Genomic DNA, 11,737 nt, shown 5'->3' on the forward strand with positions numbered 1-11,737 from the left:
CGTGCCTCAGCCGCCCTTGACAAACTCAATAGCAAGCAAAAAAAACATTTGAAATCGAAAAGAAAAATTAAATTTGAATCAACTTTGACGACCAGACAGAGTTTAGATTACACTCCCTAAATCGAAAGCGATTTGATTTACTTGATTGGTGGTAGCCAACAGGTTTCTTTTTGCTTCAAGTACAATTTGCTCTTTAATGAGTTGCGAGCAGGATTTACCCACAGTTTCTTTGGTTATTTTGTTTAATTGAAATGTAGTGAGGTGCATCGTCTCGGCATATTGTTTCACTTGTTTATGTGTCACAATATGCTTTTGTAATAGCTCCAAAAATTCTTCCAATTGATTTTGGGAATATTGATTCCCGTCATTTTTAATTTCTTTGGGGCTCCTGCTCTGTCTTACCAATTCAATAAAGAGAATTTCCAAACTTGCTTTGATAACTTCCCTGTAGTGGTCTTGTTTTTGGTTATATTCTTCAAAAATGAAAGATAACTGTGATAATAATTTTCTAAATTTTTCAACAGAAAGCGGGCAGTGATTTTTATGACTTACTTTTCTCAAAACGAAATTAACAGGCTCTTCTTTTGGCGAATAAAAGTCACGGTTAAATTGGATTAAATACCCTTTACAACCCTGCTTTAACGTGAGTCGATGCACTTGTCCAGGTCGCATAAAAAAAACAGAATAGTCATCAACAGGATAATCGATAAAATCAATATAGTGTTCACCCTTCCCATTTTCTAAAAACAAAACAAAAAAGAAATTGTGCCTGTGCAACTCTTGCACCAAATCTTTTTCGGAGAGCAATGTACCGATGTTCCGAATACTAAAACCCTCAGAAAAATCAGGCTCTTTAATTTGTCTTATGCTAATTTCTTTCATACAAATACTGTCGATGCTATTTTGTCGTGTCAAAAATCATACTTTTATCTGTCATTCATTAAGTAAACTTTTCAGTTCTACACTTTGAAGGTCATAAACTTCCGAATTGGGGGGGGCAGTTTCACCGAATTTTCCAGTATTCTAAACAAATGCCTCCACAAAATGGGCAGCTCCCCGCGAAATCAACTACAAAAAAGAATTATTTCCAATACCATTTTCCAGTTAACCTGCGGAGCCCTGAACTCCTTGACAGCATTTACCAGCCAAACAAAAACAATCTGTTACACCCGGTGTTATACACTCCCATCGCTAAGACATAAGCCAGGAGCATAATTCCGACACACCAGGCAAGTGCCACCCCTAGTTCATTACCTGCCGGCTGGTTTGAAAGTAGCGCACCGATAGTCTCCACGATCAAGGTCACCGGTATAGGATTCAAAATGATAATCCCTATCATTTTGATACGCCAGGCGATGACCCGTCCATAAATAATTAAAATACAAAGCCCTGACTAAAAGCTAATTAAAAACAAACTCACACCTTCTCGCTATTGGGGCACAGATATTTAATCGTTGGGTTTACAATCAACCCATATACTTTTAACCATGATTACCCAGTACGAAGGTATCAGCCTGATCGAATCTGAATTTCCTCAATTAGCCCGTTTATATAAAAGAAGTGCATTAGGCAACGACATTCACAAATCCATTCAAAGATTGCTGGATTTCTCCAAAGAAGCCGTTACCGACTACAACCTTGATTTGTCCCGGAAGTGTTTTTCGCTGGCCAGACGTCTGCTGACCCAGGGCGACACACTCGTCAGAACTGCCGTTGAAAAAAGCTTCATTTACTCTTTTCTGCCCTTCGTCCAAAAAGACGATGCCGAAAAGAAAAGGCTGAAATTCTTTATTCCGGAAGACTTTTACCAGATCTTCTTGCACCAGGTCGAAAAAAGAGCTGGTAAAAACAGTCCCAAAAAAGAAAATACGGGAGCTTCCACCGACATCATCATCCGACCGGCGGGCCGTCAGGACTGGATTTTCGCCAAGGCCATCACGCAAGAAATGTATACGTCTGCCCTGGCCAGAGGATGCGGTATTTCCAGGCGCAGCCCCCTGTCTTTGATCCGAAAAATGATCGAAGGCAAGGCCATCATCGCTTTAACACGGACAAACCAGTGGGTAGGCTTCTGTTACCTGGAAACTTACGAAAACAATGCATTCGTATCGAATTCGGGATTGATTGTTTCGCCTGATTTCCGGCAATGCGGCGTGGCAAAGGCCCTCAAACAAAGCATCTTCGATTTATCCCGGGCACAATATCCACTGGCCAAAATTTTCAGCATCACCACCGGATCTGCCGTCATGAAAATGAACACCCGGCTGGGATTTGCACCGGTCACCTACGCCGAAATTACCCAGGAAAAGAAGTTTTGGGAAGGCTGTAAAAGCTGTGTCAACTACCAAGCCCTGCTTGAAAAGGGTACAAAAAATTGCTTCTGCACGGCCATGCTGTACACACCGGCGGAAGAAGCCGAAGAGCAGGAGAATGAATCTGAGATGGAACATTTTAAATAGTCATAAAAAAATTTTATGAAAACGTATCGGAAATACATCAGATACCTTCAGGTTCTTAACCTGCTGACCTTTGCCGTGATTTTATTTACGGTCCTCTACAGTGGGGCCCTGATTTATAAATTGCCGGATCGCTTCGTGATCACCGAAAGCCTGACCCAGTCAAAAGCCGTTTGGATCAGTAAAAGTAAAATCTGGGAGGATATCAAGTTAATGGTCACCTGTTACCTGGTTGTTTCCGTCATCTGTATTTACCTCAGACTTATGCCCTTTAAAAACGGCTCCGCCAAACATGAGATACTGATGGCATCCCTGGTGAACCTGGGTATTTGCCTAATTTTTGCCGTTACCATTATCAACAGCCTGCAAGGGGCAAGTTAGCCCTACATGTTATACAAGATCTCAACCGTGGGCCGCATTCATTAAAGTTTAACCCAGCCTATTTAATAAACACGAATATGATCAGTAAAAAAGAACTATTTGACACATCGGTCAAACAGCTAAAAGCCGTTTTAATCGCCGTAAGCACACAAAAACAAAACACCGAAAAAACAAAAGAATATCTCTCAGAGCTGGCTTTCCTGGCCGAAACGATACAGGTCAACACAGTTCATTCCTTTATTCAAAAACTGCAACACGCCGATATCCGGACTTACGTCGGAAAAGGGAAACTGGAAGAGATCGCGGCTTTCATAAATGCCAACCCGGTAGATATGATCATATGTGACGATGATCTTTCACCGGCGCAGGTGCGTAACCTGCATCAGGTATTAGGGGACATAAAAATCATTGACCGGGGATTTCTGATACTGGAAATTTTTGCCATGCGCTCGCAGACTGCTCAATCCAAGCTTGCTGTTGAGCTGGCCAGATGCCAATATATGTATCCCCGCCTAAGCCGTATGTGGACGCATTTGAGTCGGCAAGGTGGTGCTGGAACAGGTTCGCGCGGCCCGGGCGAGACAGAACTGGAAACGGACAGAAGGATGGTGAAAGACAGGATCGCCTTTTTTAAAGATAAACTGGAAAAGGTGGATGTTCAAAGCCAAACCCGCCGCAAGGAACGCAACCGCCTGGTTCGGGTAGCACTGGTGGGGTATACGAATGTAGGCAAGTCCACCTTAATGCGGCAGTTGTCAAAAGCCGATGTACATGTTGAAAACACACTTTTTGCCACGATAGACAGCACCGTTCGCCAGGTTCAGTTAAACAACATTACATTTCTTCTGACCGATACCGTTGGTTTTATACGCAAGCTACCGGCGACACTGATTGAATCCTTTAAGTCAACCCTTGATGAAGTTCGGGAGGCCGACATACTACTTTTGGTTGAAGACATTTCCAATCCTTCATTTTCAGAACACCTTGAGGTCGTTAACAAAACACTGGCGGAATTAGGGGCATGGTACACACCAACGTTACTGGTATTCAACAAAATTGACATATACAAATCCACGGATTCCAACGCGCTATTAAATTCCGATGGATGCCAAGATCAGCCCACAACGACTTCGCTGGATCAATTCAGAAAAAGCTACGTCAATAAAATGGTTACAGATACGGTGTATATCTCTGCCGAAAAAAAAGAAAACCTACTTGAATTAAAGCAGATGTTGTTTGCACTGATTCAGCAAAAACACCTAGAAATTCATCCTGACCGGGCAGATCCAGACTTGGTTTCAAATATAGAACGCGAAAAATAAGAAAGACCTGGCCATCATTAATCGCCAGGTCTGTTAACTATTGCCTTCTTAATCTGATTTACTCGATTACTCCTTTCTCACAGACGCCAATACCGGCTTTAAAACCCAGTCCGTCTTTTAAGCTTCCTTCTTAGTATGCCTTCCGCCACAATCGAAGTTGCGATTGACAGAGCGGAATATGCCCCTCGTCACCCCTATTAGCACTGCAAATATGAAACTGCATAGCACTTCTTCGTCAAAAAAATAATTAGTGCAACAATCGTAAAATCGGTATTGCTTCATTAGAAATAAAAACCGTACCGGCTAACCACTGATCAGCCTACTTGCTTAAAACCTGATAAACAATTCCTGAAAGCGCTATAAAACCATAAAGCATGATAAACCAGTAAACAGGCTTCACTTTTTGTCTGAGCCTTACCAATTGTCTGTTAGATCGATACGTTCGTTCCATGATGTTAGATGTTTGAACCAATGATTACAAATGGTATACCACAGCCAAGCAAACTAAATTAAAGCACTAACAATCAATAAATTATATAAAAAATATCTACTTTTATAAAAAAATATCACTTTCAAAATGATAAGTTTTATCATTTTGAAAGTGATATCTGGATAAAGTAAAAAAGAGAAAGCGAAAAGATGCTCAAAAAATACCGTGTAGGTTACCTTATTGAATTCTTTCCAATCGTACCTCATCTGATTTTTCAAATACCAGTGGATACCTTTCAAACACAACGTTGCTGGCATCCAGTCCGAAGTTAACATCCTCCTGTACACCCAGAAGTTTTAGATTGTAATAGGATTTGATCAGCAGATTTTTCCAGTAAGGCAGGTTGTTATCATAGGACAGGAAGGAATTGGTAATCATGAACCGATAGTCACCAAAATCATGACGATCATATTTTTTCTCCTCCGTCTTTTCATAGTTCAGTTCTCCTCGCTGAATTAATTCGGTAACGATCTTTCGGAAAAATAAATCAACCTTGGGTTCTATACGAAAACCGATCCGAATCACCACCTGATATACATCATTTGGCGCCAAAACCTTCGCTTCGTATTGCATCGTATAAGGTTCGTCCGTTACGTGTACATGTAAAAACCAGTAAACATCAGCTCTTTTTGCCGGAGCATTAAATATTGAGTCAAGAATTCTCCTTTCGACGTAACCGGGCTTCTCAGTCGAAGTAAGGTATATCAGGTTTGTGGCATGGTTCCTGATCTTTGCATTTGTACTTAAGTCCATTAATTTTTGAAGCACCAGCGGCGACAGCTGTGAGGTAGCGATCAATTTGGACTGAGCCATTTTTCCATTGTACCAGGTTAGCATGACAACGGTCAGAAGTCCACCAACGACGAGCATAATCCATCCCCCTTCGTGAAGCTTTTGCAGATTGGCTATCAAAAACGATATTTCCACTGAAAGAAACAATGCTGTAATGAGTGTAATGACAACCACCGGCACCCGCCTTATTTTCAGATAAAGAGAGATTAAAAAGGTAGTGATCAGCATGGTCAAGGTGACCGATAAGCCAAAGGCCGCCTCCATATTTTTCGACTCCCGAAAATAAAGAACAGTCAGGATACAAGCGCTCATCAAAAACCAGTTAAAGAAAGGAATATACATTTGCCCCTTTATTGACCCCGGGAAAATCACCTTATTTCGTGGCCAGAGACCAAGCCTTATCGCTTCATTTACCAAAGTGAAACATCCGCTAATCAATGCCTGGCTGGCAATCACGGTGGCCATCGAAGCCAGTATCACCGACGGGATATAAATCGCCTCGGGAATGATATTGTAAAAAGGGCTGATTTCATTGGCCACCCCATTGTCAATCAACCATGCTGTTTGTCCGGCGTAAGAAAGTACCAACGTAATTTTAATATATATCCAGCTAACACGGATATTGTTTCGGCCAACATGGCCCATGTCACTGTAGAGCGCCTCTGCACCAGTCGTACACAAAAATATGCCGCCCAGCAACCAGAATCCGGCAGGATAGTGAGCCAGGAGCTCATAAGCATAATATGGATTGAGCGCTTTAAAAACAGCTAAATTCGACGCCGCGGAGCGCAGGCCAATAATACCGATAAATGAAAACCATACAAGCATCACAGGTCCGAAGAACTTGCCTATTTGCTGCGTACCAAGCTGCTGAATAACAAAAAGCAGAACAATTATGGCGATAACGATCGGGACAGTGTTAAGCTCCGGATACACTTTTTGAAGTCCTTCAATGGCCGAGGAGACTGAAATTGGGGGCGTGATAATCCCATCGGCAATCAAGAATGCCCCTCCCATCACGGCGAGTACAATAGACCATTTCCCGAAGTACCTCCTGATCAGTGTATACAGTGAAAATATACCGCCTTCTCCGTTGTTATCCGCCTGAAGGGTTATAAGAATATACTTTAAAGTAGTCTGCAGGGTGAGTGTCCAAATGATGCAGCTTAAAATCCCAAGTGCTTTGACCGGGTCAACCACCTCTCCCGGATGAAACAGCGCATTAAGGGTATAAAGGGGCGAAGTACCAATATCACCAAACACAATGCCGGTTGAAATCAGTAAACCAGCAAGTTTTACCTGTTTGTGAAATTGTTGAATGTTGTCGTGATTCAAATTATAGTGTTTGTTATCGTTAAAAATGATGTAAGCCTCAACTTTACCCAAAAGTAAGAGCTTAGGCATTATTTTGGTATGATTTGTCAGAAAATTATAAGTGCCATTTGATTTTAGTTATGTAAACGCGGTTTGTTTGTCTTGTACGCAATCTAAGGTTGAAGCTTATCCAGTTCCATAACCAGATAAACCATTTGCTTGATTTCCTGAGAATTACCCATTTTAAGAGAAATGGGCAATTCTCAGGTTGAAAAATCAGCTTGAAGATCAGGCAAGCCAACACGTTGGTGATAAATGCCTTCATGTTTTTAATGCAAAGGTAAACCATGGAGTATTGTCCACGGTCAATAGGCTATCATAAAAATTGCGGTAAAGACCAGGTGCCCCATGCCTTTACCGCCTAAAATTTACAAATTCAATTTAATTCCACCGTTGATGACAAAACCGTCCAGTGGGGCATAAATATCTTTGAAAACAGGATTTGTAATGGTTCCATTGTAGATAGAGCCAAATTTGGTTTGGCGTGTGTTGGTGAAATTTTCGAAGTTGATAAACAGGGAAAACTTCTCCCAAAGACGTTCAGCCATAAATCCTGTGATCCAATAGGATTTCCCCTTCGTCCCGTCACTGAGCGTCTGTTTACTGTAATAATAGGCTTCCAGACCTATTTTCCATTTATCTTCCACCTCGTACATCAGCACATTGTTCAGCCGGTGTTTAGCCGTCAATGGGTTCACCCGTTTGGAACCACCCTCATGCAACAGTGCGTCCGTAAGGGTATACCCAACAAAAAGCTTGAAATCGCCATAACCAAGTTTCAGGTTTGTCTCTGTTCCTTTGGTATCGACAAATCCGTCAGAATTTACCAGTCTGAATACGCTTACATCTCTGGAAGTTTGCAGCAGTAGAGGATTGTTAATCCGGGTGTAGAAGAACAAGTGATTCAGACTAAAACTCAGCTCGCCCAGGTGCGTAGCATAGTTAATATCAAAGTTGGCACCATACGATTTTTCCAGCTTGTTGGCATCTGGGTTAATTGGCAAAACGGCACGAAACTGTCTCCGCTCGGTTTCTTCCGTGAAAATTGTTGGCGTCTTATATCCCAGACCACCACCAAGTCGCGAGCTCAGCTCGTTCGTAATTTTGAAGAGCCCGGAAATCCGTGGCAGCAGTACAAAGCCGTAATCAAAGACATAATCTCCGCGCAGACCTGTTTCTATTTTCAGCCATGATGCGGTTTGCCAGGTGTTCTGAACGAATGCTCCGACCGTGTTTTGGGTATAATTCCTTTTGACAAAGTTATCGGTTGGAAATTCCTTAAACTGATCGGTGTACAGGTTCGCCCCTGCAACCCAGTCAAGGCGGTCTTTATTACTATTGTATGAAACCTCGGAATAGGAAGACAACTGTTTCCCGTCAAACACATAACCCGGAATGCTAATCTTGCGGTCAAAGCTATTAACCGAGTTTTTTACTGTCAACCGGTTTTGCTCACTGAAATCGTGCTCAAAGTTTAGCTGGGTTGAAAAACGCTTGCTTTTGTTTTTTTCAAAATAGCTGTGAACAGCATCGCCTTTATCCCTGATAAAATTGATATCCCCTCCGGTACGGTCCTCAAAAACCGTATTGATCCCTAAGTTTAACCGTGTCCGGTCATTGAAATACATAAATAGCTTTGGATTGAAAACATAGCGTTCTGTTTTTGGAATTGCTGTAAAGCCCTGGTCAGATGGGTCATAGGCTCTGCTGCTGTTTCGGGATGCGAAAAGGGTAAGTCCGACCTTGTTAAATTTCTGACTATAAAACCCGTTCAGATCCAGACCGCCTGCCGAAGTACCATTGATGAGAAAACGCAGCTCGCGTGCTTCACCTGGCGCTTTCGAGATCAGATTAACGAGCCCTGCAATCGCCCCGCCACCATACAGCGTGGAAGACGCCCCTTTGATTACTTCAACCTGTTTGAGATCAAGGGGTGGTGTTTGAAGTAATCCAAGCCCACCTGAAAATCCGGCATACAATGGAAAGCCATCTTTCAATACCTGGGTATAACGACCATCAAGTCCCTGGATACGGATACTTGAATTGGCGGATGTTGCCGATACCTGCTGGGTCTGGATTCCTGTGCTTTCGTTGAGCATCATCCGGATATCTCCCGGCTTCATATTTCCCTTTTCTTCCAGCTCTTCGCCGCCGATAAACTCTACCCGCGTGGGAATGCTTTGGATGGTGCGCGAACTGCGCGTAGATGAAATGACAACTTCATCCAATTCTTCATCATCGGTTTCCAACAACACAATAAGTGTATCGCTAGCGAGGGATGGGATACTTTGTTGCTTAGACTGGTAGCCGACGAAACTGAAAGTAACTTGGCCAACACCGCTTGGTATGCCTGTCAAGCTAACAAAGCCCTTCTCATCAGCTGTGGCACCAATATTTGTTTTTGAAATCTTCGCGGTAGCACCCGGCAATGGTTGTTTTGATTCCGCGTCGCGGATTATGGCAGTCAATGTATGCTGCGCTATGGCCATACTGCTAGTCAGCAGCAATAGCACAACGGCAAATGCTTTTTTCATTTGAAATTTAAAAGAGTAGACAAAAATAATCTGAGGGGAAAACATAGCTTTCCCACCAAACAAAAAGAAAGTGTCAGATTATCTTTGGAGGCTGCCAAATTGCCTCCGACGCATTTGTCCAGGCAGATTCAAAATAATGGAAGGGGACAGTTTGGCTGGCAACGATTTCACCAGGCAGTTCTACCGAGATCTGGTTTGGCAAAATGCTATTGCAAGCTCCACATGCAAGAAATGGCACGCACGCGCTATGTGTTTTGTGGTCATCATCGTGATGGCCAGTACCCGCTTGCTGACTGATCTCATCCTTACAGCAATCACTATCAGCTTTGCAGGTAAACCCGGAAAGCGTCAGTAGGTAAAGCGATAACAGATAAACAAACCATTTCATACTTCAAATGTACAGGGCAATGAACCATTAGCAAAATTTATTGCCGTGCATTTTATTTCACACACCCATATCGCATGAATTTCAGTGTTGATTGGAATGTAATACTGATCCTTCTTGATGCTATATCCAAGCTTACGCTAATTTGACAATACCCTGGCCTTCAATCCTGAAAGTAATTACCAGAAAACTTTCGGCCGGGTTGAAAATTGGGTAGCCTTTACTTTTCCTCCTTGCAGCCTCAGATGCTCAAAGGCGGATCTCAATTGGGTCCGGCACTACTTTGGCAAAGCTGTCGTCAAAACAAAATGCTGTAAAACCCAAGTTTTCAGAACAGCACTTAACAAACTCCTCCATATTTTTAACAGGAAGAGCCGAGATTGTTCCTGTCATTTTCTTAAATCCTGATATCGTTTAGTCAACAGCAGGACCTATTCAATTGGATCGGCGGACACTTCCGGGTTCCATAGGTACAAAATACACAGCAATCCCCGGCAGCAGGCTTTAACAATGTTTTGCAATTTGTACACTCGTAAAAATATACGCACGCGTTAACAGGCATTGTTTCCTCGTGTTCGGCGCCGCAATGAGGGCAAGTTATTACAGATTCCAATATTAAGTTCATAACTGCCTAGTTTGTTTCAACGACTTTATAACCGGTAGCATCGACTGCCTTTTTAATTTTAGCCAGGGACGTTTTTTTACTGTCATATTTAACGGTTGCATTGCCGTTTTTATAAGACACCTGAACCTGCAGTATTCCTTTTAACTTATTGACTTCCTGTGTAACATGATCTTCGCATCCTTCACAGGTCATTCCTTTTATTTTAATAAAGGCTGTTTGGTCGGCCTTGGAAATTTGCTGCTGTGCTTCCTGCTTTTGCGGATAGACCAGTCCTGAATAACTTGGGAAAGTAATTAGCAATACAGATGCAAGGGTTACCAGGCTTAAAAACATTTTAGTTTGCACAAATGGCTTATTTTCAGGTTCGCAATTACATGAGACTTCGGAAACTGTTTTCAACTGCTGATACCAGGCAAAACCCAGAATCAATACCGTTCCAATAATAAAATAGGGTCGTGCAGGCACAATCCAATCAAAAGTTGTTGCCAGGCTGCTTGTTCCCGCCACCATCGCCAGTAACGGTGCAATACAGCAAACAGAACTTGCCAATGTAGTGAGTATACCGGCATTGGCGGTGATTTTAGGCGCTTTCATACGGCTATACTTTCTTGATTAGGAATACTTACAAATAACTGGTTGATGACACTTTCCTGATCCGGTATGATCGAATAAAAGATCGTTTGTCCGGTTTATTGTTGCAAGTCCACTGCAATAGTTATTTAAAACAAGCTTGAAGGATTAGTACTACCAGAGAAGGGTGAAATCAGATAATACCAACTGAGATCACAGAAGGAGTCCATCCGAGAAAGTCGCGAGAAAATGGATGTGATGTTTTTATCGATGTACCGTTTTCGAAGACTGACAAATGGCCTCGGAAAAAGTTGAGAAAGAACATGACTACCATTTAAACAAATTGATCTTAGCTACAAATTTTCGACTTTTGCGATCGTTGAAATCAATCGTGCAACTCGCTCAAAACGCTCCAGATGCAAAAAAGTAGTTCGGTGTTACTTCTCCTAGGGATTTTACTAATGAGCATGTCCTTGGGCATGGGTATTAATTTACTTATCACTCATTTTTTTGAGCTGACACCATTCTCATATGAGACGAATCCTTCACCATCATCGAAATATCTGGATCAATGGTATCTCAGAATGTTTGTACACGGGCTTGGACATGTTTTTACGTTTTTTATACCAGCATTTTTTTTCTGGCATATTTTTGAAAATAAGATAAGCAACGACTTTTCACCATCACAGCTTAGAGTATGTTTTGGATATTTATTTTGTCATTCTGTTTAAGAAAATTGATAAATAGGCAATTTCAAGCATTGCCTCAGAAGATTCTATGGTTTTCTCAACATCTCTGAAAAGTCTTC

Annotated in this window: 9 protein-coding genes; 3 read left to right on the forward strand and 6 right to left on the reverse strand. The window is 42.1% G+C overall.

All coding sequences use genetic code 11. The features are described from left to right. Positions 1-102 precede the first annotated feature (102 nt). Complete coding sequence (locus RB622_RS29435; RefSeq protein WP_308050416.1) at positions 103-882, reverse strand: AraC family transcriptional regulator; 780 nt, start codon at positions 880-882, stop codon at positions 103-105. A gap of 605 nt (positions 883-1,487) precedes the next feature. Between RB622_RS29435 and RB622_RS29440 the strand changes: the two genes are divergently transcribed. The 3 genes from RB622_RS29440 (at position 1,488) to hflX (ending at position 4,159) form a co-directional block, all read left to right on the forward strand. Continuing rightward, complete coding sequence (locus RB622_RS29440; protein WP_308050418.1) at positions 1,488-2,459, forward strand: GNAT family N-acetyltransferase; 972 nt, start codon at positions 1,488-1,490, stop codon at positions 2,457-2,459. 15 nt (positions 2,460-2,474) lie between these two features. Then, positions 2,475-2,837, forward strand: a complete 363-nt coding sequence (locus RB622_RS29445) for a hypothetical protein (RefSeq protein ID WP_308050420.1) — start codon at positions 2,475-2,477, stop codon at positions 2,835-2,837. Between the two features lie 77 nt (positions 2,838-2,914). Beyond that, entirely contained in the window at positions 2,915-4,159 is a 1,245-nt protein-coding gene (gene hflX / locus RB622_RS29450) for a GTPase HflX (protein WP_308050421.1), read from the forward strand. Between the two features lie 319 nt (positions 4,160-4,478). Here hflX and RB622_RS29455 read toward each other — a convergent pair whose 3' ends face one another. The 5 genes from RB622_RS29455 to merTP all read right to left on the reverse strand — a co-directional run bounded on the left by RB622_RS29455 (position 4,479) and on the right by merTP (position 10,953). Then, a complete protein-coding gene (locus RB622_RS29455) occupies positions 4,479-4,610 on the reverse strand; it encodes a hypothetical protein (protein ID WP_308050422.1) in 132 nt (43 codons plus the stop codon). Between the two features lie 216 nt (positions 4,611-4,826). Continuing rightward, a complete protein-coding gene (locus RB622_RS29460) occupies positions 4,827-6,845 on the reverse strand; it encodes a KUP/HAK/KT family potassium transporter (RefSeq protein WP_308050423.1) in 2,019 nt (672 codons plus the stop codon). 338 nt (positions 6,846-7,183) lie between these two features. Then, a complete protein-coding gene (locus RB622_RS29465) occupies positions 7,184-9,349 on the reverse strand; it encodes a TonB-dependent receptor (RefSeq protein WP_308050424.1) in 2,166 nt (721 codons plus the stop codon). 803 nt (positions 9,350-10,152) lie between these two features. Beyond that, positions 10,153-10,359 carry a GDCCVxC domain-containing (seleno)protein gene (locus RB622_RS29470; protein ID WP_308050425.1) on the reverse strand — a complete coding sequence of 69 codons (207 nt, stop codon included), beginning with the start codon at positions 10,357-10,359 and terminating at the stop codon, positions 10,153-10,155. A gap of 6 nt (positions 10,360-10,365) precedes the next feature. Next, positions 10,366-10,953 (reverse strand): mercuric transport protein MerTP, encoded by a 588-nt coding sequence (gene merTP, locus RB622_RS29475; protein ID WP_308050426.1) that lies wholly within the window; start codon positions 10,951-10,953, stop codon positions 10,366-10,368. Positions 10,954-11,737 lie beyond the last annotated feature (784 nt).

Origin of the sequence: Dyadobacter sp. LHD-138, assembly GCF_030929615.1 — a bacterium.
Taxonomy (GTDB): Bacteria; Bacteroidota; Bacteroidia; order Cytophagales; family Spirosomataceae; genus Dyadobacter.

Bases quoted from the DNA above. Each gene is read 5' to 3' on its own strand.
- RB622_RS29445 (WP_308050420.1), top strand. From the start codon at position 2,475: ATGAAAACGTATCGGAAATACATCAGATACCTTCAGGTTCTTAACCTG.
- RB622_RS29470 (WP_308050425.1), bottom strand. From the start codon at position 10,359: ATGAACTTAATATTGGAATCTGTAATAACTTGCCCTCATTGCGGCGCC.
- RB622_RS29440 (WP_308050418.1), top strand. From the start codon at position 1,488: ATGATTACCCAGTACGAAGGTATCAGCCTGATCGAATCTGAATTTCCT.
- RB622_RS29465 (WP_308050424.1), bottom strand. From the start codon at position 9,349: ATGAAAAAAGCATTTGCCGTTGTGCTATTGCTGCTGACTAGCAGTATG.
- hflX (WP_308050421.1), top strand. From the start codon at position 2,915: ATGATCAGTAAAAAAGAACTATTTGACACATCGGTCAAACAGCTAAAA.
- RB622_RS29460 (WP_308050423.1), bottom strand. From the start codon at position 6,845: ATGCCTAAGCTCTTACTTTTGGGTAAAGTTGAGGCTTACATCATTTTT.
- RB622_RS29435 (WP_308050416.1), bottom strand. From the start codon at position 882: ATGAAAGAAATTAGCATAAGACAAATTAAAGAGCCTGATTTTTCTGAG.
- merTP (WP_308050426.1), bottom strand. From the start codon at position 10,953: ATGAAAGCGCCTAAAATCACCGCCAATGCCGGTATACTCACTACATTG.
- RB622_RS29455 (WP_308050422.1), bottom strand. From the start codon at position 4,610: ATGGAACGAACGTATCGATCTAACAGACAATTGGTAAGGCTCAGACAA.